This is a genomic window from Streptomyces lacaronensis (assembly GCF_047337785.1).
In the GTDB taxonomy this organism is placed as follows: Bacteria; Actinomycetota; Actinomycetes; order Streptomycetales; family Streptomycetaceae; genus Streptomyces; species Streptomyces lycopersici.
In genome coordinates this window covers 3,139,654-3,162,515 of the sequence record NZ_JBLHDK010000003.1, presented here as the reverse complement: position 1 = coordinate 3,162,515, position 22,862 = coordinate 3,139,654, and the positions used below count along the sequence as shown (strand labels likewise).

Below are 22,862 nucleotides of genomic sequence, written 5' to 3'. Positions count from 1 at the left end.
GCGCCGTTGAGGCTGAAAGGGGGACGTGGTGGGAAAGCCTGACGACGGCTGGGACATCGACATCAGCGGGGTGCGCGGTGTCCTTCTCAAGACCGGACATGTCGCCGACGACATCGAGGGCCAGGCGAAGTCGTACGGCAAGCATCTGCTGAGCGCCGCGAAGTCGGCGGGCACGCTGAGCATGGGGTGCGGGCCCAAGCCCGAGGGCGGGCCCGTCGCGGCGGCCCTGGTCGAGTTCGAACAGAAGACAGAGAACGACATCAAGTACATCGCCGCGCGCTCCGGCAAGTCGATCAAGGGTGCGGCGACCGCCACGAAGGAGTACGTCGGGGGCGACCTCGCCATGGCGGCGCACGCCCAGCGCGAGGCGTTGAAGGCGCCCGATCTGAACCCTCCGGGTCAACACCATCGGAACGGTCCGAAATGATCAGTCTGGATGGCATTCCCGAGTTCACGGGAAGACTGGAGCAGCTGGAGAAGGACGCGCCCGCGCTGAAGGCGGACGCCGGACACATCCGCAAGACCGGCCAGGGGGTCCACGACCAGTTCCAGGGCCTGTCGGCGTACTACACGGCGCCCGAGGCCGAGCAGCTGTTCGCGACCACCAGGCCGGTCAAGGAGACGGCCGACGGGTTCGCCACCAAGCTGGAGGCCGTCAGCAGCGCCCTGAGCGCCTACGCCACCGAGGTGCGGCCCATCGTCGAGCGGCTGAAGCGGCTCAGGGCGGACGCCGCCGAGTTCATCAGGGAGAACGGGGGCGACGACGACTGGAAGGACGACGGGGACAAGGTCCAGCACAACAATGACCTGATCGCCGACGTGGGCGCGGCCACGGCCGCGTTCGAGGCCGCCGAGCGGAGCTGCGCCAACAAGATCAGTGCGCTGGTCGGCGGCACCCACTGGGTGGTCGACGACGGTTCCCACAAGGCGGGGATGTACGGCTACACGGCGGACGTCTTCCAGCACGCGGAAAAGACGCCCTGGGGCACCCAGGAGTCGGAGACACACCACTGGTACGAGTTCGACCACTGGATCAAGAGCTTCGTCTGGGACGGCTTCATCGTCGACGGCGTCTGGGGCACCATCCGGGGGCTGGGCACCATGATCGGCGTGGACGGCTGGGACGCCTTCAAGAACTCCTGGGCGAACCTCGGCAAGCTGGCCGTGGGCCTGTCGCTGAACACGCTGGTGCCGGGCTGGTTCGCGACGCCTGACTCCATGCTGCCGGGGTTCCTCAAGAGCACCAAACACACCATGATCAACGCCGGTAAGGCGATGGTGGCATGGGACGAGTGGGGCAAGAACCCGGCCCGAGCGGCGGGCGGGGTCACCTTCAACGTGCTCACGGCGATCGCCACGGACGGCGCGGGGTCCGCCGCCAAGTCGGGCGCCGTCGCGCGGACGCTCAGCGCGGCGGGGAAGGTCGGCAAGGTCGTGGACCCGATGACCTACGTCGTCAAGGGCGCGGGCATCGGGCTGTCCAAGCTCAAGGTCGGCGACTTGGTGAGCCATCTGAAGAACCTGCGCGCCGGGAGCGGTGTGCAGTTGCCGGACGGCTCACTCAAACTTCCGGACGACACGGTCTTCCGCCCGGACGGCTCGGTCAAGCTGCCCGACGGCAGCGTCCTGCACAAGAACGGCGCCCTCGAACTCCCCGACGGCACCGTGCACCACCCGGTGCACGAGCTGTCCGCCGCCGACCGGCAGGCGCTGGACGGGGCCCAGCGACCCCGGCAGCGGGAGCTCGCCCATGTGGGCGCCCCCGGCCACGAGGTGGGCCGCGCCCCCGACGACCTGGGCCCCCGCGCGAGCGACGACGGCCCGAACGACCCGCCGAACGACCCGCCCGAGAAGCACACCCCCACCACGAGCGGCGGCTCCCACCCCACCACCCACGACACCGGCACCCCCACCCACGACCCCGCCGCCCCGGGCGGTGGCGGTGGCGGTGACGGCCCCGGCGGCGGCGGTGGTCCTGGCGGCCCCCACGACCCGGGTGGTCCGGGTGGTCCCCACGACCCGGGTGGTCCGGGTGGTCCCCACGACCCGGGTGGTCCTGGTGGTCCCCACGACCCTGGTGGTCCGGGCGACGACGGGGTCCCGGCCGACGAGCCCCGGCCGCTCGAGCGCGGGGGCGAGACCGAGCGGAGAATCCGGGAGGCGCTCAAGCAGGTGCCTGGCCCGGAGCGCCCCAAGCCACAGGTGCTGGAGAAGGCCCTGTCCCGCCTCGCGGAGCACCCGCACGGCAGCGAGGTGGGGGAGATCCTCGCCTCCGGGCGGTTCTCCGGCAGCGAGAACTACGGGCAGGTCGTGTCCTCCCTCGGCTCCGGCCGTGTGCTCATGGTGCAGCCGTCCATCGATCAGCTTCGTTTCGCCAACGACCTATACGACCACGGCTTTCGGGACATCGACTTCGAGATCAAGGAGAATGGCTGCGACATCGACGTACGGGTCAGTGACAATCCGGACCACACGTACGGCTATCAGATGAAGCGTCTTGACAATCCGAAGGATCCGCTGAACGAGATTACGCGGCCGAAGTACCTCGGGCAGCTCCAAAGGTCCGACGTCGATCGGCGAATCATGCTGGTGGACGGCCAGGGTACGCTGGCGGAATGGCAGGCGAAGGGGATTCCCCGAGAGCTCATGGAAGTCTACAAGGGAACACATCGGTACGCCCTCGACAGGGGTAAAGGACTGGCGTTCGTCATCCGTCTCGATGACGGAACCCTCATCATTCCGCCCGGTGCCGACGTATTCCCCAGGAGTGTCCAGTGATTACTTCAGTACCTGTCGGCAGTTGGACGTGGGAATCCGGGCCGCGTTTCTTCGAGGGAAGGCCGCCGTTGGAGCGCGGGGTGCGCGTGGCCCTGGCCGTGGGCTCCCTGCTGGCGGACCAGGGCCTCGTGGACGGCCCCTCCACGGCCCGCCTCGAGATCCGCGCCGACGATGACGGAGGACCTGCCTTCCTCTGGGAGGTGACGGTGGACGGGGCCTTTACCGAAAAGCCCGAACTTGCTCCCGAACTCGTCCAGGCCCTTCACGAAGCGGAAAACGCGGTTCGAGGCGGCCTCAGGGTCGCCGTGGCGTTGCTGGCCTTTCCCGGCCGATGGACCGAGGGTGAGGCCGAGCACAGCGCGGAGCGGGTCTTCTCGGTGGATGTGAGCGTGTGGGCGCGGGCCAGCGACCTGGTGACCGTCCACACCTACGCGGACGCCTGGTTGACCCATGATCTCCTCGGTCATCCCCAGCCCGACGTCCATGCGGCCAACGCCCCGAGGCTGAGGGCCGCCCTGCGAGCGGTGTCGGAATTCACCCAATGCGAACCAGATCCCGGAAACCCCACCTGGTACGCGACGCCGACACCGACGGGGTTCGAGGACATGCCGGACGAGGATCCGGAACTCCTCGATTCCTGGCATATGTTCGAGATCCCCTATCGCTCCAAGAAGCTCCGGTCCCGCGTTCCCCCGGGCCCGGAGGGGTACCACGAGCTGACGGAGTCCCCCGTGCGGTACGTGGCGGTGGCCTCAGGTGAAAGCGTTCTCGGCTATCTGTGGGCTGCTGATGCCGACGGCGCCGCGGGCTATGAACCGCGCAACGCTTTGGGGGAGAAGGCGTTCGCCGCGGGCGCGGTCTGGCTGACGCGCCTTCGGGAGGCCAAGCGCCGGGGGCTGTCCCCGGAGCAGGCCCTCCAGGGGTTTTCGGCCCTCGCCGAGGACAGCGCCTCGGGCCGCGTGGTTCCGGGGTCCGAGGCCGTGGCACCGAGCCTTGAGGACCTTCAGGCGCTCTCCGGACGCTGAGGGAAGAAGGGGGCGGGCAGATGGCACGGGACTACGACAGTCAGCTGCTGGAGTCGGTGGCGGTTCGGCGGCGGCGGATCCGGGACGCGTTGTTGTTCGGCGCGCAGCGGGGGCGGCGGTCGGTGGATGAGAATCTGGGGAAGGTGTTCGCGGGCATCGTGATCGCGGCGGTGCTGTGTGCCGGGTGCGTGGGGTGGTCGTTCATCTCCGACACCATCGGCAAGCAGGGCCGGTCCGGGCCGGGCGTGCTGACGCCTTCGTCCACCGCCGCGACGGACACGGCCCGGTAGGGCCCATCGGGGGAGGGGGAATCGTGGGGGTGGCGAAGCGGGCGCGGCGCGCCGAGTTGAGCCGGGTCACGCTGGTCGGGGAGCGGCGGCGGGTGGACATCGTGCTGCCCGCCGACGAGCCGGTCGGCCGGCTGCTGCCGGATGTGCTGCGGCTGGTCGACGACCAGGTGGCGGACCGGCCGACGCTGCGGCATCTGGTCACCGCCGAGGGGGTCGTCCTGCCGCAGGACGCCACGCTCACGTCCGCGGCGGTGCCGGACGGTGCGGTGCTGCGGCTGGTACGGGAGCGGGACGTTCCCGCGGCGCCGGTGGTGCACGACGTCACCGACGAGGTGGCCGAGGACCTGGACCTCCGGGCATGGCGCTGGTCGGCCGCGGCTCGGCAGTGGACCGCGAGCGCGGCCACCCTCGCGCTGGCACTGGCCGTCGGGCTGCTGGCGCGGCGCGGCCTCCCCGACTCCGGCGTGGCCACCGCCCTTGCCGTGGCGGCCGCGGCCACGGCGCTGACCGGGGCCGCGGCCGCCCGGCTGCGCAACCGGGACCTCGGCGCCACCCTCATGCTCACCGGCGGCGCCCTCGGCGTGCTCGCCGCCTGGACGGCCGCGGACGCCCACGGCTGGGGCGGCGCGGCGCGCCTCGCCGGGGTGGCGGGTGCCGTTGCGGTGACGCTGCTGCTGCTCGGGGCCTCGGCCACGGTCGGACGGGGCGCGTACATCGGCGCCGGGGCCGTCGTCGTCACCGGCGGGCTGTGGGAGGTCGTCGCCGCGTTGCAGGACGGCGCCCACACCGACGCCCAGCAGGCCCGGTCGGGTGCGGTGCTCGCCGTGGTGTCCGTGGTGGCGCTCGGCCTTCTGCCGCGCCTGGCACTGACCGCCGCCGGGCTCACCGGGCTGGACGACCGGCGCTCGGGCGGGGCGTCGGTCAGCCGGCACGAGGCGGCGACCGCGCTCGCCGCCACCCACCGGGGGCTGGTGTTCGCCACGCTCGTCACCGCGGTGTCCGCCACCGCCGCCGGGCTGCTCGCCGTCGGCGACGCCTCCGCGTGGACGGTGCCGCTCACCGCGGTGCTCGCGGTCGTCCTGCTGTCCCGGTCGCGGGCGTACCCGCTGGCGGCCGAGGTGGTGGCGCTGCTCGCCGCGGCCCTGGTGCTGCTGGTACGCCTGGTGGTGCTCTGGCTCGACACCACCGACGGCAGACCGTACGGGCCGCTGGCCGCGCTCGCCGTCGCCGCGCTGCTGCCGCTCGGCGTGCTGACCGTACGGCCGCCCGAGCATGTCCGCGTCCGGCTCCGGCGGATCGTGGACCTGGTCGAGACGGTTGGCGTCATCGTGCTGTTTCCGCTGGTGGTCGGGGTGTTCGGGGTGTACGGGCGCTTGCTGGACGCGTTCTAGCGCCGGTTCCCGGCCGTAGCCGTTGGTGTTGCCGTAGCCGTAGTCGACCGTTGTCCGTATCCGAGCCGAGGGGAGGCGTCATGGGCGCAGGGGATTGGCAGAGCGATGTGCTCCGCCAGTTGCGGAACACGCCTGTCTCCAAGAGCCCCGGGCCCTCCAGGACCGCCGGGGCCGCGGACGTCAGGGAGAGCGGCCAGGAGGCCCCGGAGGCCGGCGCGCCCAAGGCTCACGCGCCCAAGGTTTCGGAAGGTGCCTTGGACGCCTCTGACTCCAAGGCCTCGGAAGGCCACAAGGCTCTGGGCGCTCTGATGGCTTCGGGCGCTCCCGGGGCCGGGGAGGCTCCCGGCGTTCCGGGAGCTGCCGAGGCCCGCCCCGCCCCCGCCCCACGGCGGGTGAACGGGGCCGCGGGCCCAGATGACCCCGCACCCGCTCCGCCCGCCGCACCCGCCCCGCCCCCCGACCGGCGTCCCCAGGCGCGCCCCCAACACCTGCCCGCCCCCACACCCGTGCCCCCCGTCGACCCTCGGCTCGCCCTCGCCCAGGGGAGGCCGCGCAGCGGGGACCCGGTCACCCGCCGCGCCGGGCGGACCCTGCGGCGGCTGGCCGCCGCGTCTGCCTCGCGTGAGGTGGAGGAGGCCACCGAGGTCGCCCGGGCGCTGCAGCAACCGGTCACCACCGGGCGGCAGATCGCGGTGAGCAGCATCCGGGGCGGCGCGGGCAAGACCACCGTCGCGGCGCTGCTCAACCTCACCTTCGCGCACTACCGCCAGGACCCGGTCCTCGCCGTGGAGGCCGACCCGGCACTGGGCAGCCTGCCCATCCGGCTCGGCGCCGAGTCGGTCCGCTGGACATGCGCGGACGTGGCCCATGTCGTATCCCCCTCGATGCAGTTCGCGGAGGTCACCGGCTACCTGGTCCAGCTGCCCGAGGGCGGCTGGCTGCTGCCCGGCAGCCAGGGCCGCATCGGCACTCCGCTGGACATCCGGGCCTACCGCACCGTGACCATGGCGCTGCGCCGCTACTTCGGTGTCACCGTCGTCGACTGCGAGACGCTGCCGGGGGAGCTGGCGCGCACGGCCCTGGACACCGTGCAGGCCAGGGTGCTGGTGGCGCCCGCCACCCTGGAGGGCGTGGCCAGCACCCGCACCGTCCTGGACTGGATGGCGGCGGTGCCGCGGCCCATGCTGCCCGGCACGGTGGTCGCCCTCACCGAGCCCTCGCCCGACACCGCGCTCGACCTCGACGTGGCCCGCGCCCACCTCGCCGAGAGCGGGGTCGAGGTGATGGCCATCCCGTACGACCGTCATCTGGCCGCGGGCGGCGCCATCCGCACCGGGCTGCTCGCCCACAGCACCCGGCTGGCCGCGGGCCGCCTGGCCGCCGCACTCCTGGACCGCGCCGTGCGCGACAGAGGAGGACACGGGGGAGGACACAGGGGAGGACGGCGATGACAACCCACCTGGTGCACCGGCCCGCCCGCACCACCCGCCCGCTGCCCGAGCCCGAGCCGCGCACCATCGAGGCCCCGCCCAACCTGCCGGAGGGCAAGGCGGCGGGGGCCGCCATGTCGCTGCTGCCGATCGCCGGGGTGATGAGTTCGGTCGTCATGATGACCGTGTTGCGCAGCGGCCAGTTCGCGGCCATCGGCGCCCTCGTCCTCGTGGTCACCGTCGTCGGCGCCCTGGTGCTGCTGTTCTCCCAGCGCGGCCGCGCGCAGCGCACCCGCCGCCGGCAGCGCGAGCGGTATCTGGAGTATCTGGAGGAGCTGCGCGAGGAGCTCGGCGCCGAGGAGCGGGCCTGGCGCGCCACCGCGCGGGTGCTCGACCCGCCGCCGCAGGCCCTGTACGACGTGGTGCGCGACCCGGCCCGGCTGTGGGAGCGGCGCCGCACCGACCCGGACTTCCTGCGGGTGCGGATCGGCACCGGCGAGATGCCGCTGCGGCCGCTGACCGTGGCCCGCCAGTCGGGCAGTGTGCTCACCCCGCCCGACCCGTTCATGCTCAACGAGGCGGGCGCCCTGGTCGGGCGCTACGCACTGGTCACCGATCTGCCGCTGACCGTGCCGCTGGACCGCGTGGGCAACGTCAGCGTGGTGGGGGAGCGGGACGCGGTGCTGCGGGTGGTGCGGGCGCTGCTCGTCCAGACCGCCGCCACCCACGCCCCCGACGACGTGGCCCTGGCGCTCGCCGCCCCCGGCGACCGGGTCGAGCGGGACTGGGCCTGGCTCAAGTGGCTGCCGCACCTGCTGGACGCCGAAGAGCGCGACGGGCCGGTCGCCGCCCGCCGGATCGCCCCCGACCTGCCCCAGCTCGCCCGGCTGCTCGGCCGCGACCTCCGGCAGCGCGCCGCCTACGCGGCCGAGGTGCGGCGCGGGCTGTCCGGGGCCGACGCGCTCGGGCTCACCGGCCGGCTGCTCGTCATCAGCGATGACCACGGCGAGGAGGCACGGGAGCTGCCGCGCCCCGACGAGGCCGTGGCCCACCGCGAGATGGGCGTCACCGTGCTCCACCTGGTCGCCGAGCGGGTACAGGAGCCGGGCGAGGTGGCGATCCGCATCACCGTCGGCGAGGACCAGGTGGTCGTGGAGGACCTGCGCGGCGCGCGGCCGACGGGCGCCCACGGCACCGTGGACGACGTCACCGCCGCCGGGGCCGAGGGGCTGGTCCGGATGCTGGCCCCGCTGCGGCTGTCGGCCGAATCCCTCGTGGACGCCCCGCTGTCCGGACCCGTCGACTTCCCTCGGCTGCTGGGCGTCGACGACCCCGGCGCCCTGGACCTGGCCCGTGCCTGGGCACCCCGCGGCGAGCGCTCCTTCCTGCGGGTGCCCATCGGCGTCAACGACGCCCACGAACCGGTGCTGCTCGACCTGAAGGAGTCCGCCGAACTGGGCATGGGCCCGCACGGGCTGTGCGTCGGCGCCACCGGCTCCGGCAAGAGCGAGCTGCTGCGCACCCTCGTCCTCGCCCTGGTGGCCGGCCATCCGCCACAGGACCTGGCGCTGGTGCTGGTCGACTACAAGGGCGGCGCGACCTTCGCCCCGTTCGACGGGCTGCCGCACGTGGCCGGCGTCATCACCAACCTGGAGAACCAGGCCGGGCTCGTGGAGCGGGTGCACACCAGCCTCGCGGGCGAGGTCAAGCGCCGTCAGCAGGTGCTCAAGGACGCGGGCGACGTCGCCGACATCTCGAGTTACGCCGCGGTGCGCGAGACGACGAGACCCGACCTGGAGCCGCTGCCGCATCTCTTCGTGGTCATCGACGAGTTCGGCGAACTCATCACCGCCAAGCCCGACTTCATCGACCTGTTCCTGTCCATCGGCCGCATCGGCCGCAGCATCGGCGTCCATCTGCTGCTGTCCAGCCAGCGCATCGAGGGCGGCAGGCTCAAGGGCCTGGACACCTACCTCTCCTACCGGCTGGGCCTGCGCACCTTCTCCGCCGACGAGAGCCGCACCGTCCTGGACACCACCGACGCCTTCCACCTGCCGCCGCTGCCCGGCTTCGGCTACCTCAAGGTGGACACCACGGCGTACGAGCGGTTCAAGGCCGGGTACGTCTCCGGCCCGTACCGGGGCCCTGCGTCGCGCACCGTGGAGGACACCGGGCCCGCCATCCACCCGTACCCCGCGTACAACACGCTCGCCGGGCCGGAGGATTCCGCACCCGCCGAGGACGACGCGCCCGGCGCGGGCAAGCGCACCCGGGACCCCGGGCCGACCGTGATGTCCGTGATGGTCGACCGGATCAGGGGCGCCGCCGACCCGGTGCGCCGCATCTGGCTGCCGCCGCTGCCCGCCGCACTCGCGCTGGACGCCGCGGCGGGGCCGGTGGAGGTCGACGCGGCCCGCGGCATGCAGTTCGTCCGGCGCCCGGGGACGATGCGGGTGCCGCTGGGGCTGCTGGACGACCCGGGGCGGCAGTGGCAGGGGCAGTGGGTCCTCGACCTCACCCTCGCCGGCGGCCACGCCGCCGTGATCGGCGGCCCGCAGTCCGGCAAGACCACGCTGCTGCGCGCCCTCGCGCTCTCCCTCGCCCTCACCCACACCCCGCGCGAGGTCGGGATCTACGGTCTCGACCTGGTCGGCGGCGGTCTGCAGGCGCTCGCCGCGCTGCCGCACGTCGGCGGCGTCGCCGGGCGGGCCGACCGGGAGCGGGCCACCCGCACGGTCGAGGAGGTGCGCGGCATGCTGGACGCCCGCGAGGAGCTTTTCCGCGAGCACGGCATCGACTCGATGGAGCGGCTGCGCGCCCTGCGCGCCGCCGGATCCCTGCCCGAGTTGGCGTCCACCGACATCGTGCTGCTCATCGACGGGTTCGGGGCGCTCCGCGACGACTTCGAGGCCTTGGACGACGCCGTGGGCGACCTGCTCAAGCGCGGCGGCGGGTACGGTATCCACGTCGTGGCCGCGATGCTGCGCTGGAACGACGTGCGCATCGGCCACCAGTCCACCTTCGGCACCCATATCGAGCTGCGGCTGAACGACCCGGGCGACAGCAGCGTCGACCGCAGGCTCGCCGAAACCCTCACCCCCGACGACGCCGGGCGCGCCCTGACCGACCGCAAGCTGTTCGCGCAGACCGCCCTCCCGCGCCTGGACGGCCACGCCTCCACCGCCGATCTGGGCGCGGCCGTCGAGCAGGCGGCCCGGTCCATCGGCGCGGCCTGGCCCGGGGAGACGGCGCAGCGGGTGCGGGTGCTGCCCGCGCGGCTGCCCGCCCGGTCGCTGCCGTCGGCCACGTCCCAGCCGCGCCGGGTGCCGATCGGGGTCGACCAGACCGCGCTCGCACCCGTGCTGCTCGACCTGTTCGACCGCGACCAGCACCTGCTGGTCCTCGGGGACAACGAGTGCGGCAAGACCAATCTGCTGCGGCTGATCGCCGAGGGCCTGGCCGCGCGGTACTCCGACGAGGAGCTGGTCTTCGGGATCATGGATCCGCGGCGCGGGCTGCGCGAGGTGGTGCCCGAGGCGTACCAGGGCGGCTACGCGTACAACGCCCGGATCTGCGAGGGGCTCGCCGCGGGCATCGCGGGCGAGCTGGCCAAGCGCATGCCGGACGAGACCGCCGGGACCCCGCCGCCCTCGGCGGGCCCGGCGTACGACGGGCCCCGCATCGTCATCCTCGTCGACGACTACGACATCCTCACCACCGCGGGCCAGCAGCCGCTCCAGCCCTTCCTGCCGTATGTGCCGCACGCGCCGGACATCGGGCTGCACTTCGTGGTCGCCCGGCGGGTGGCGGGCAGCTCCCGGGCCCTGTACGAGCCGTTCCTGATGACCTTGCGGGAGAGCGGCACATCGGCCCTGGTGATGGCGGGCGACCGGATGGAAGGCCAGCTGTTCCCGGGCGTGTACGCGTCCGCGCAGCCGCCCGGGCGCGGGCTGCTGGTCCGGCGCGGTGAGCCCGACCGCCTGGTCCAGACGGGATGGGTGGAGCAGGAGCGGCACCCGGAGGAGGACGGCCGATGACCAAGGACGTGATCGCGCTCACCGAGCGGATGCCCGACGTCTGGAGCCTCGTCGCCGGGCTGTTCGCCGGGGGCCCCGAGCTCGACGTGCGCTCGGCCGGCGAGGGCGCGGTGATCCAGCTGTGCGACGAGGCGGGCCGCCCGCTGGTGTCCGTGGAGGCGCCGCTGCTGGTGCGGGTCGCGGGCGAGGCGGCGCGGCTGCTGGGCCCCGAGGCCCAGGGCACCGGCGTGCCCGTGTGGTGGACCGAGGCCAGGGCCGCCACCGGAGTGGAGCGCGCCGAGCTGCTGGCGGCGTCCTTCGCGCGGCGTCTCGCCCGGCTGTGCGGCGGCTCGGTCTGGCCGTCGGACGCGGCGGCGGACGCCGAGGCCGCGCGGCCCGGCGCCGGGGCCGCACGGTCCGGCGCCGGTGCCGCGGCCGCCGCCCCGGCCGCGGCCCAGCCCGCCGTCGACGTGCTCACCGAGCGTACGGCGGTGGTGCTCCAGGACAGACCCGTGGTCGCCATGACTGCCTGGCTCTCGGACGCGATACGGGCCGCGGCCGCCGACGACCGCGCCGTCCAGATCGTGACCCCCGCGACCTCCCGGCTCAGCCTGCCCACGCGCCTGTCGCTCACCGGGCTGCCGTCCCGCTGGGTGGTGCGCGACGACGAGGGCGGCGGCTATTACGACGGGCTGTCCGGCGCCGTGCTGCGCTGGCACGACGGGGGGTTCACCCCGGTCGAGGCGGAACTGGAGCGCACGCCGGTGGCCCCGGCCTTCCTCGAGGGCGCCGGGGACACGGGGGAGCGCCAACTCGCCCTGTCCTTCCGCACCGTGCAGCCGGCCGAGGAGCGGCTCGTCCTCGGCGGGCCCCTCGAGGCGGCATGGACCGCCGTCACCGGTGGTCCACCCGAGGGCTGGAGCACCGCCGAGCCCGTCAATCTGCCCTGGTCGGGCGAGGCACTGACCGCCCTCGCCCGCGACCGCGCCCCGGAGAGCACCTGGGTGGTCGCGGTGGGCCGTGCCGACCGGCCCGCGATCGCCACGCTGCGCGTGGAGCGGACCGCCCGGGGCGTCGAACAGGACGTGACGCTGGCCTTCGGCTACGGCCCCGGCGAGAAGCCGCCGCTGGACGCCCTGCCCGACCTCGCGGCCACGCTGGTGACCGAGCACCGGCTCCAGTCGCTGCTGGTGCAGCTGCGGGCCGCCCGCCGCGACCTGAGCCTGCCCGCCCGCCTCGAACCGCCCGCCGTCCCGGTCGGCTTCGCGCTCGGAGCCGACGAGGCACAGGACGTCGGCCTCACCTTCGCCCGGCGCACACCGCTGCCCGCCCGGCCCGTGCCGCTGGGGCCCGCGGCCCGCCCGGGCTTCTACTACCCGCTCGGCGACGGGAGTTCACCCTCAAGCTGGGCACTGTTCGAGCAGCTCATGCGCCATCTGAGGCAGCCGGGCTGAAGCGCCGCCGGGCACCCGTGGGGCACTCGAGGCGCACCCGTGCGCGCCTCACTTTGTCCTGAGACAGGAGAAAGTCGGAGCCAATTGCGGCGCAAGTTCTTCCCACTCCCGACAACCGCTGCTACGTTCCCCGTGAAAGCCCGGCCACGTGGATGCCGATGACGGCGGGAGGGGCAGCGTGAGGCGCATGACGGCACGACCGGCGAACGCGCATCAGGCGCGATTGCTTCGCCTGCTGCGCGACGGCGGCCCCAACTCCCGTGCTCAGCTGGGCGATCAGATCGACCTGTCGCGTTCGAAGCTGGCCGTGGAGATCGACCGGCTGCTGGAGACCGGGCTGGTGGCCGCGGACGGGCTGGCGGCCTCGCGGGGCGGTCGGCGTTCGCACAACATCCGGCTCGCGCCCGGGTTGCGGCTGCTCGGCGTGGACATCGGCGCCACCTCCGTGGACGTCGCCGTGACCAATGCCGAACTGGAGATTCTCGGCCACCTCAACCAGCCCATGGATGTGCGCGAGGGGCCCGTCGCGGTCTTCGAGCAGGTGCTGGACATGGCCGCGAAGCTCCGGGCGTCCGGGGTGGCGGAGGGGTTCGACGGGGCGGGCATCGGAGTGCCGGGCCCGGTGCGGTTCCCCGAGGGCGTGCCCGTGGCGCCGCCGATCATGCCGGGGTGGGACGGCTTCCCCGTACGGGAGGCGCTCAGCCAGGAGCTCGGCTGCCCGGTCATGGTCGACAACGATGTGAACCTCATGGCGATGGGGGAGCAGCACGCGGGAGTCGCCCGTTCCGTCAAGGACTTCCTCTGCGTGAAGATCGGGACCGGTATCGGCTGCGGGATCGTCGTCGGCGGTGAGGTCTACCGCGGCACGACGGGCAGCGCGGGCGACATCGGCCACATCCAGGCCGAACCCGACGGCCGCCCCTGCGCCTGCGGCAACCACGGCTGTCTGGAGGCCTACTTCGGCGGCGCGGCGCTGGCCCGCGACGCCGAGGAGGCCGCCCGCGACGGCCGGTCCGCCGAACTCGCCGCCCGGCTGGAGGAAGTGGGCAGCCTCGCCGCCACCGATGTCGCCGCGGCGGCGTCGGCGGGCGACGCGACCGCCCTCGACCTCATCAGGGACGGCGGCACCCGTACGGGCCAGGTCATCGCCGGGCTCGTCAGCTTCTTCAACCCCGGTCTGGTGGTCATCGGCGGCGGTGTCACCGGGCTCGGCCATACGCTGCTCGCCGCCATACGGACCCAGGTCTACCGCCAGTCCCTGCCCCTGGCCACCGGCAACCTCCCCATCGTGCTGGGCGAACTCGGCCCGGCCGCCGGGGTCACCGGCGCGGCCCGCCTGATCAGCGACCACCTCTTCTCACCGGCCTGACCGCCTGATCCACGACGGCATGACCGCATGACCGCATGACCCCGCCCGGCCACGGCCGGGCCGTACCTCGGCACAGCGCAGCAGCAGTACCGCATCCGCACCGCACCTCGGCGTACGCCACGTCGAGGCACGAGCCGCACCACCGAGCCGCACTACCGGCACCACCGAGCCGCACCACCCGGCACCCCACTCCCACCGGGGCCGCGCCGCTACCCCGTCGCGCCCTGCCGCCCCACCACGGCACCACCACATCACCGCCCCGCCGCGCACCCGCACGCCCAGCGTCCCGCACGCCCAAGCGCCCCACACGCCCAGCGACCGCACCGCATCGAGCGACCCGCACCCGCATACGAGCGACCGCACCGCATCGAGCGACCCCGCCGAGGAGGCCCGTCATGGCACCGGCACCACCCGACCCGCGCCCACTCCTCACCATGTCCGCGATCACCAAGTCCTTCCCCGGCGTACGCGCCCTGGACGGCGTCGACCTCGATGTCGAAGCGGGCGAGGTGCACTGTCTGCTCGGCCAGAACGGCGCGGGCAAGTCCACCCTCATCAAGGTGGTCGCCGGGGCGCATCAGCCCGACAGCGGCGAGATCATCTGGCGCGGCGAACCCGTCACCCTCAAGTCGCCCATCGCCGCCATGCGCCTCGGGATCGCCACCATCTACCAGGAACTCGACCTGGTGGAGGGGCTGTCCGTGGCCGAGAACGTCTTCCTCGGCCATGAGATGGCCACCGGCGGTTTCGTCCGCTCCCGCGCGGCCCGCACCGCCACCGCCGCCCTCCTCACCCGGCTCGGGCACCCCGAGATCGACCCGGGGCGGCTGGTGGGGGACCTCTCCGCGGCCGGGCAGCAGATCGTCTCCATGGCCCGCGCGCTCTCCCACGACGTCCGGCTGATCGTGATGGACGAGCCGTCCGCGGCCCTCGACCCCGACGAGGTGGACAACCTCTTCCGCATCGTCGGCGATCTCACCGCCGCCGGGGTCGCCGTCGTGTACATCTCGCACCGGCTGGAGGAGATCCGCCGGATCGGCGACCGCGTCACCGTGCTCAAGGACGGCCGCGCCGCGGCCCGCGGGCTGCCCGCGCGCACCACCCCGACCCGCGAGGTCGTGGCGCTGATGACGGGCCGGGACGTGGAGTACGCGTTCCCGCGCCGCACCACGGCGCCTCCGGTCGCCACCGCGACGCCCGTGCTGCGGCTGGAGAACCTGGGCCGGCCGGGGGAGTTCGAGCCGATCGACCTGGAGGTGGCGCCCGGCGAGATCGTCGGGCTCGCCGGGCTCGTCGGCTCCGGCCGGTCCGAGATCCTGGAGACCGTCTACGGCGCCCGCCGCCCCACCTCGGGCCGGGTCCTGGTGGACGGCCGCCCGCTGCGCCCCGGCAGCGTGACCGCCGCCGTGCGCGCCGGGCTCGGTCTCGCCCCCGAGGAGCGCAAGGCGCAGGCGCTGCTGATGCTGGAGTCCGTCACCCGCAATGTCTCGGTCTCCTCGCTGACCCGCTTCTCCCGCGCCGGATGGGTGGACCGCGGCGCGGAGCGGGCGGCGGCCCGCCGCTGCGTCCGCGATCTGTCGCTGCACCCCGACGATCCGGAGCGGCCGGTGCGCACCCTGTCCGGCGGCAATCAGCAGAAGGCCGTACTGGCCCGCTGGCTGCTGCGCGGCTGCCGGGTGCTGCTGCTGGACGAGCCGACGCGCGGGGTGGACGTCGGCGCCCGCGCCGAGCTGTACGCCGTGATCCGCCGACTCGCCGACGACGGCATGGCCGTCCTCCTCGTCTCCAGCGAACTGCCCGAAGTCCTGGGCCTCGCCGACCGGGTGCTGGTGCTCCGCGAGGGCCGCGTCGTCCATACGGCGCCCGCGCGGGAGCTGGACGAGCACCGCGTCCTCGATCTCGTCATGGAAGGGAGCCCGTCGTGAATTCACCCGGGAGCAGGCCGGCGTCCCCGCCTCCGGCCGACCCCGCCCCGGTACCGGGCGCGGGCGCCACACTGAAGGCCGGTCCGGTCGGCAAACCGCCGGCCGGCCGCACCGACAGCGATCCGCTGAGCAGGCTGCGGCGCCTGGCCGACCTGCGCAACCTCTCGCTCGTCGGGGTGCTGGCGGTGCTGATCGCCGTCGGCGGCTTCACCAAGCCGGATGCGTTCCTTAAGCCCGACAACCTCCAGCTCGTGCTCACCCAGGCGTCCGTCATCGGCGTCGTCACCGTCGGCGTGACCTTCGTCATCACCAGCGGCGGCATCGATCTGTCGGTCGGCGCGATCGTCGCCCTGGCCTCGGTGTGGGCCACCACGGTGGCCACCCAGGACTACGGGCTCGGCGGCATCCTGCTGTGCGCGGTCCTGGTGGGGGTCGGCTGCGGACTGGTCAACGGGGTGCTCATCGCGTACGGCGGGATGGTGCCGTTCATCGCCACGCTCGCGATGCTCGCCTCCGCCCGCGGTCTGGCCCTGCATATCAGCGACGGCAAGACCCAGGTCGTCACCGTCAACCAGGTCCTGGACCTCGGGCTCCCGGACGCCTACGTCCTCGGCATACCGCCGCTGGTGATGATCTTCGCCGCCGTGACCGTGGTGGGCTGGCTGGTGCTCAACCGGACCACCTTCGGCCGGCGCACGGTCGCCATCGGCGGCAACGCGGAGGCGGCCCGGCTCGCGGGCATCGACGTCCGGCGGCAGCGGCTGCTGCTGTATCTGCTCTCCGGGCTGTGCTGCGGTGTCGCCGCCTTCATGCTGGTCGTCCTCACCGGCTCGGGCCAGAACACCAACGGCAACCTCTACGAACTCGACGCCATCGCCGCCGCGATCATCGGCGGCACGCTGCTCAGCGGCGGCCGCGGCACCATCACCGGCTCCGTCCTCGGCGTCCTCGTCTTCACCACCATCACCAATCTGTTCGCCCTGAACAACCTTCAGAGCGATGTCCAGCAGATCGCCAAGGGCGCGATCATCGTCGCCGCCGTCCTGGTACAGAAGGGTCGTTCGACGCCATGAGGTATGCCAAGAACTCCTCCGCCACCACCAGTCGCAGAAACCTTCTCCTGGGCACCGCCGCGGCGGGCGCGATGTTCGCCGCCGGGTGCACCAGCAACGAGAACAACGACGACGGCGACAACGCCAAGCAGGCCGCGAACACGGCCAATGACAAGCCCGGTAAGGCGGTCACCATCGGCTTCGCCGGGCCCCAGGCCGACCACGGCTGGCTCAACGCCATCAACGAACAGGCCAAGCGGCGCGCCAAGGAGTACAAGGACGTCACCCTTGAGGCCACCGAGGGCTCCAACGACACCGCCCAGCAGATCGGCCAGATCGAGACCCTCATCAACAAGAAGGTCGACGTCCTGGTCATCCTGCCCGCCGACGGCAAGGCGCTCACCCAGGTCGGGCTCAAGGCCATGCGGGCGGGCATCCCGGTGGTCAACCTCGACCGGATCTTCGCCTCCCCGCAGGCGTACCGGTGCTGGATCGGCGGCGACAACTACGGCATGGGCCTCAACGCCGGGCGCTACATCGGCGAGCAGCTCAAGGGCAAGAAGAACGCCAAGGTCATCGAGCTGGCCGGGATCGACAACCTGGAGCTGACCCGGCAGCGCACCGAGGGCTTCAACGACGCCCTGAAGAACTACCCCAACGTCAAGAAGGTCGGCCGCCAGGCCGCGGAGTTCACGGTCGAGTCGGGCCAGGCGAAGATGGCCCAGCTGCTCCAGGCCCACTCCGACTTCGATGCCCTGTGGAACCACGACGACGACCAGGGCGTGGGCGCCGAGCGCGCCATCAAGCAGGCCGGGCGCGATGACTTCCTCATGGTCGGCGGCGCGGGCGCCAAGCACGCCATGGACGCCATCAAGGCCGACAACAGCGTACTGAAGGCCACCGTGCTCTACCCGCCCACCATGGCCGCCTCCGCCATCGACCTCGCCCGCGCGCTGGGCCAGGGCAAGGGCGTCGGCGGTCTCGCGGAGCTGGAGATCCCGGCTTCTCTCACCCTCTACTCCGCCGTCGTCACCAAGGACAACGTGGACGAGTACCTCCCCACGGGATTCAGCTGAGCCCGATTGAGGGCCAGACCCCCCACCTCGCGTCGGTTTGCGATCGACAGAAGGAGTCCCATGGAAAATCCTGAAGCGAAGACACTCGGCGTCGGCATGGTCGGCTACGCCTTCATGGGCGCCGCCCACTCCCAGGGCTGGCGCACCGTCGGCCGTGTCTTCGACCTCCCCGCCCGCCCCGCGATGTCCGCGGTCTGCGGGCGCGACGCGGACGCCGTACGGGCCGCCGCTGACCGGCACGGCTGGGCCGCCGCCGAAACCGACTGGCGGGCGCTGATCGCCCGGGACGATGTGCAGGTGGTCGACGTCTGCACCCCCGGCGACAGCCATGCCGAGATCGCCATCGCGGCCCTGGAGGCGGGCAAGCACGTGCTGTGCGAGAAGCCGCTCGCCAACTCCGTGGCCGAGGCCGAGGCGATGGTGGAGGCGGCCCGGCGGGCCCGGGAGCGCGGTCAGGTGGCGATGGTGGGCTTCAACTACCGCCGTGCGCCCGCCATCGCGTACGCCCGCCGGATGGTGGCGGACGGGCGGATCGGGGTGTTGCGGCACGTCCGGGTCACCTATCTCCAGGACTGGATCGTCGACCCGGAGTTCCCCCTGGTGTGGCGGCTGCGGCGGGAGTACGCGGGCTCCGGCGCCCTCGGCGACCTGGGCTCGCACATCGTCGACCTGGCGCAGCATCTGGCGGGGGAGCGGCTGATCGGTGTCTCGGCGCTCACCGAGACGTTCATCCGGGAGCGGCCGCTGCCCGCCGGCGCGGTGGCCGGGCTCGGCGGCGCCGGGGCGGGCGGCGCGGCGCGCGGACCGGTGACGGTCGATGACGCGGCGCTGTTCACCGGGCGGTTCGGCTCCGGTGCGGTGGCGTCGTTCGAGGCCAGCCGGTTCGCCGCGGGCCGTAAGAACTCGCTCAGGATCGAGCTCAACGGCGATCGCGGTTCGCTCGCCTTCGATCTGGAACGCCTCAATGAGCTGTCCTTCCACGACCACACCGAGCCCGCGGTCGACTCCGGCTTCCGCCGGATCCTGGTGACCGAGCCCGAGCACCCCTACCTCGACGGGTGGTGGCCGCCGGGCCACGCCCTCGGCTATGAGCACACCTTCGTCCACCAGGCGCGGGACATGGTGTTCGCGATCGCCGACGGAACCGGCCCCGAGCCGTCCTTCGAGGACGGGCTGCAGGTGCAGCGGGTGCTGGCCGCCGTGGAGGAGAGCGCGGAGAAGAACTGCGTCTACACCCCCGTACCCGTCTGAGGAGGAGGCCGGAATGCCCAGACCCTTCACGCTCTTCACCGGCCAGTGGGCGGACCTTCCCCTGGAGGAGGTCTGCCGGCTGGCCCGTGACTTCGGCTACGACGGACTGGAACTCGCCTGCTGGGGCGACCACTTCGAGGTGGACCGGGCACTCGGCGAGTCCGGCTATCTGGACGGGCGGCGCGAGCTGCTGGAGAAGTACGGCCTTAACTGCTGGGCCATCTCCAACCACCTGGTCGGCCAGGCCGTGTGCGATTCGCCCATCGACGAGCGCCACAAGGCCATCGTGCCCGCCCGGATCTGGGGCGACGGCGACGCGGAGGGCGTCCGGCGGCGGGCCGCCGCCGAGATGGCCGACACCGCACGCGCCGCGGCCGCCTTCGGGGTGCGCACCGTCATCGGCTTCACCGGCTCCTCCATCTGGCATCTGGTGGCGATGTTCCCGCCGGTGGTGCCGGGGATGATCGAGCGGGGCTACGAGGACTTCGCCGAGCGCTGGAACCCGGTCCTCGACGTCTTCGACGCCGAGGGTGTGCGCTTCGCCCACGAGGTGCACCCCAGCGAGATCGCCTACGACTACTGGACCACCCACCAGGCCCTGGAGGCCGTCGGCCACCGCCCCGCGTTCGGGCTCAACTTCGACCCCAGCCATTTCGTCTGGCAGGACCTGGACCCGGTCGGCTTCCTGTGGGACTTCCGGGACCGGATCTACCACGTGGACTGCAAGGAGGCCCGGAAGCGGCTGGACGGCCGCAACGGCCGCCTCGGCTCTCATCTGCCCTGGGGCGATCCCCGCCGCGGCTGGGACTTCGTCTCCGCGGGCCATGGCGATGTGCCGTGGGAGGACGTGTTCCGGATGCTGCGCTCGATCGGATACGACGGACCGGTGTCGGTCGAGTGGGAGGACGCCGGGATGGACCGGCTCACCGGCGCCCCGGAGGCGCTGGCCCGGCTGAAGCACTTCGACTTCGACCCACCGACGGCGTCGTTCGACGCGGCCTTCGGCGGCGGGGACAAGTAACCCGGCTCCGGCCGGAGTTCGGCCAAGCTCCAGCCCGGCCCGTCCGGGCATCGAGGACCCGCCCGAAGGGCCCCTGGGTGGGGGACCGCACACCGCGCCCCCACCCAGCTTTGTCCTGCCCGTGGATGAAGCAGCACCTGTTTTATGTCAAAGGGGTTTCCGGGCCGGACAAACCCCGCTACGGTCCTTGAGATGTACCGGACACATAGGGGCCCCTCGCCCCGGACCGGTCATCCCGGCGCGACGGCGCGCGCCTGTGCCAGTCACGGCGGCCTGACGGCCCGCCCGTACCCCCCTCTTTCCACGGAGGATCAGCGTGCACAGGAAAAGGCTTCGACTGCGCGGGCCCCTCGCGCTCGTCACGAGCGCACTGCTCGTCGGCGCGGGGCTCGCGTTCACCGCTCCCCAGGCGGGCGCGGATCAAGCGGACCAACCCGCCCCGGCAGCCGAGCAGTTCCAGCAGGTCACCCTCGCCAAGGGCGTTGAGGAGACCGGCGAGCCCATGACGCTCGCCGTGCTCCCCGACCGCTCCGTGCTGCACACCTCGCGCGACGGCACCCTGTGGCTGACCGACGCCACGGGCGAGACCAAAGTGTCCGGCAAGCTGCCCGTCTACTCGCACGACGAAGAAGGGCTCCAGGGCGTCGGCATCGACCCCGGCTTCGCCGACAACCGCGCCATCTACCTCTACTACGCGCCCCCGCTCGACACCCCTGCCGGTGACGCCCCCACTCAGGGCACGGCCGCCGACTTCGCGAAGTTCGACGGCGTCAACCGCCTCTCCCGGTTCACCCTCAACGCCGACGGCACCCTGAACACCGGCAGTGAGAAGAAGGTGCTGGACGTCCCCGCGTCCCGCGGCATCTGCTGCCACGTCGGCGGGGACATCGACTTCGACGCCGACGGCAACCTGTACCTGTCCACCGGCGACGACAGCAACCCGTTCGAGTCCGACGGCTTCACCCCCATCGACGAGCGGGACAACCGCAATCCGGCCTTCGACGCCCGGCGCTCCGCGGGCAACTCCAACGACCTGCGCGGCAAGGTCCTCCGGATCAAGGTGGCGGACGACGGCTCGTACACCGTCCCGGACGGCAACCTCTTCGCGCCCGGCACCGAGAAGACCCGGCCCGAGATCTACGCGATGGGCTTCCGCAACCCGTTCCGGATCAGTGTCGACAAGCCGACCGGCACGGTCTACGTCGGTGACTACGGACCGGACGCCGGCGCCGCCAACCCCGAGCGCGGACCGGGTGGCGCGGTCGAGTTCGCCCGGGTGACCAAGCCCGGCAACTACGGCTGGCCGTACTGCATCGCCGACAACAAGCCGTACCGGGACTACGACTTCGCCACCGGCACCTCCGGCCCGGCCTTCGACTGCGCCGCGCCCGAGAACACCTCGCGGTACAACACCGGGCTCACCGATCTGCCGGCCGCCCAGCCCGCCTGGATCCCGTACGACAACGACTCCGTGCCCGAGTTCGGCTCCGGCTCCGAGTCCCCGATGGCCGGGCCGGTCTACCGCTATGACGCCTCGCTCGACTCCCCGGTGAAGTTCCCCGAGTCGTACAACGGGAACTTCTTCGCGGGGGAGTTCGGCCGCCAGTGGATCAAGCGGATCGAGCAGGGCGCCGACGGGGCCGTGCAGAAGATCAACGACTTCCCGTGGTCCGGCACCCAGGTCATGGACTCGGCCTTCGGCCCGGACGGCGCGCTGTACGTGCTCGACTACGGCCTCGGCTACTTCAACGGCGACGAGCACTCCGCGCTCTACCGGATCGAGAACGCCACCGACGGCCACTCGCCCATCGCCGAGGCGAGCGCCGACCGCACCTCCGGCAAGGCGCCCATGAAGGTCGCCTTCTCCTCGGCGGGCACCTCGGACGCCGACGGCGACACCCTCGCCTACAGCTGGGACTTCGGCGACGGCACGACCTCCGCCGCCACCAACCCCACCCACACGTACAAGAAGAACGGCACCTTCACCGCGACCCTCACCGTCAAGGACTCCACCGGCCGCACCGCCAGCGCCAATGTGCACCTCACGGTGGGCAACACCGCGCCCGAGGTGACGCTGCAACTGCCCGCCGACGGCCAGCTGTTCACCTTCGGCGACGAGGTCCCGTTCAAGGTCAAGGTGACCGACCCGGAGGACGGCACCGTCGACTGCGCCAAGGTCAAGGTCACCTACATCCTCGGCCATGACAGCCACGGCCACCCCGTCACCGAGGCGAACGGCTGCTCCGGCACCATCAAGACCAACGCGGACGGGGAGCACGACCCCAACGCCAACATCTTCGGGGTCTTCGACGCCGAGTACACCGACGGCGGCGGGGGCGGCCAGCCGCCGCTGACCACCCACGACCAGTCCATCGTCCAGCCCAAGCACCGGCAGGCCGAGCACTACGACGACGGCCAGGGCGTCTCGGTGATCTCCCACACCCCGGCCAACGGCGGCAAGACGGTCGGCGACATCGAGAACGGCGACTGGATCTCCTTCACCCCGTATGTGCTGGGCAACGCCAAGGACTTCACCGCACGGGTCTCCTCGGCGGGCGCCGGCGGCACGCTGGAGATCCACAGCGGCTCCCCGACCGGACGGCTGCTCGGCACCGTCACCGTGCCGGTGACCGGCGACTGGGAGACCTTCCAGGACGTCAAGACGACGCTGAAGAACCCCCCGGGCGGCAGCACCACGCTGTCCCTCGTCTTCAAGGGCGGTGCGGGAGCGCTCTTCGACGTGGACGACTTCACGATCGGCACCGGCTGACGAGTTGACGCCCG

Annotated in this window: 15 protein-coding genes; all 15 read left to right on the top strand. The window is 72.6% G+C overall.

Features of this window, described 5'->3' with window-relative positions:
* Positions 1-28: 28 nt before the first annotated feature.
* Positions 29-427: a DUF6507 family protein gene (locus ACMTAK_RS13340; protein ID WP_413806434.1), complete on the top strand. Its 399-nt coding sequence runs from the start codon at positions 29-31 to the stop codon at positions 425-427.
* Positions 424-2,778, top strand: coding sequence for a hypothetical protein (locus ACMTAK_RS13335; protein ID WP_413806433.1), 2,355 nt, complete (start codon positions 424-426; stop codon positions 2,776-2,778). Before ACMTAK_RS13340 ends, ACMTAK_RS13335 begins: the two co-directional genes overlap by 4 nt.
* Positions 2,779-2,858: 80 nt before the next feature.
* Positions 2,859-3,803: a hypothetical protein gene (locus tag ACMTAK_RS13330; protein ID WP_413806432.1), complete on the top strand. Its 945-nt coding sequence runs from the start codon at positions 2,859-2,861 to the stop codon at positions 3,801-3,803.
* 20 nt (positions 3,804-3,823) lie between these two features.
* Positions 3,824-4,093 carry a hypothetical protein gene (locus ACMTAK_RS13325; RefSeq protein WP_413806431.1) on the top strand — a complete coding sequence of 90 codons (270 nt, stop codon included), beginning with the start codon at positions 3,824-3,826 and terminating at the stop codon, positions 4,091-4,093.
* Between the two features lie 23 nt (positions 4,094-4,116).
* Positions 4,117-5,484, top strand: a complete 1,368-nt coding sequence (gene eccD, locus ACMTAK_RS13320; RefSeq protein WP_413806430.1) for a type VII secretion integral membrane protein EccD — start codon at positions 4,117-4,119, stop codon at positions 5,482-5,484.
* A gap of 506 nt (positions 5,485-5,990) precedes the next feature.
* Entirely contained in the window at positions 5,991-6,935 is a 945-nt protein-coding gene (locus tag ACMTAK_RS13315; protein ID WP_413806429.1) for a type VII secretion protein, read from the top strand.
* A complete protein-coding gene (gene eccCa / locus ACMTAK_RS13310; RefSeq protein WP_413806428.1) occupies positions 6,932-10,951 on the top strand; it encodes a type VII secretion protein EccCa in 4,020 nt (1,339 codons plus the stop codon). The genes ACMTAK_RS13315 and eccCa overlap by 4 nt, the downstream gene beginning before the upstream one ends.
* On the top strand, positions 10,948-12,384 hold the full coding sequence (locus tag ACMTAK_RS13305; protein WP_413806427.1) for a DUF6177 family protein: 1,437 nt from the start codon (positions 10,948-10,950) through the stop codon (positions 12,382-12,384). The genes eccCa and ACMTAK_RS13305 overlap by 4 nt, the downstream gene beginning before the upstream one ends.
* A gap of 187 nt (positions 12,385-12,571) precedes the next feature.
* Positions 12,572-13,753, top strand: coding sequence for an ROK family transcriptional regulator (locus ACMTAK_RS13300; RefSeq protein ID WP_413806426.1), 1,182 nt, complete (start codon positions 12,572-12,574; stop codon positions 13,751-13,753).
* A 395-nt stretch (positions 13,754-14,148) separates the two neighbouring features.
* Positions 14,149-15,678, top strand: coding sequence for a sugar ABC transporter ATP-binding protein (locus ACMTAK_RS13295; RefSeq protein WP_413806425.1), 1,530 nt, complete (start codon positions 14,149-14,151; stop codon positions 15,676-15,678).
* 71 nt (positions 15,679-15,749) lie between these two features.
* The gene (locus ACMTAK_RS13290) at positions 15,750-16,751 is read left to right on the top strand and encodes an ABC transporter permease (RefSeq protein WP_413812871.1); all 1,002 of its coding nucleotides are present in this window, start codon (positions 15,750-15,752) and stop codon (positions 16,749-16,751) included.
* Positions 16,748-17,806 (top strand): substrate-binding domain-containing protein, encoded by a 1,059-nt coding sequence (locus tag ACMTAK_RS13285; protein ID WP_413806424.1) that lies wholly within the window; start codon positions 16,748-16,750, stop codon positions 17,804-17,806. Before ACMTAK_RS13290 ends, ACMTAK_RS13285 begins: the two co-directional genes overlap by 4 nt.
* 60 nt (positions 17,807-17,866) lie before the next feature.
* Positions 17,867-19,057, top strand: coding sequence for a Gfo/Idh/MocA family protein (locus ACMTAK_RS13280; protein ID WP_413806423.1), 1,191 nt, complete (start codon positions 17,867-17,869; stop codon positions 19,055-19,057).
* Positions 19,058-19,070: 13 nt separating this feature from the next.
* Positions 19,071-20,078, top strand: coding sequence for a sugar phosphate isomerase/epimerase family protein (locus ACMTAK_RS13275; protein WP_413806422.1), 1,008 nt, complete (start codon positions 19,071-19,073; stop codon positions 20,076-20,078).
* Positions 20,079-20,394: 316 nt separating this feature from the next.
* Positions 20,395-22,848 (top strand): PQQ-dependent sugar dehydrogenase, encoded by a 2,454-nt coding sequence (locus ACMTAK_RS13270; protein ID WP_413806421.1) that lies wholly within the window; start codon positions 20,395-20,397, stop codon positions 22,846-22,848.
* The last annotated feature ends 14 nt before the right edge of the window (positions 22,849-22,862 follow it).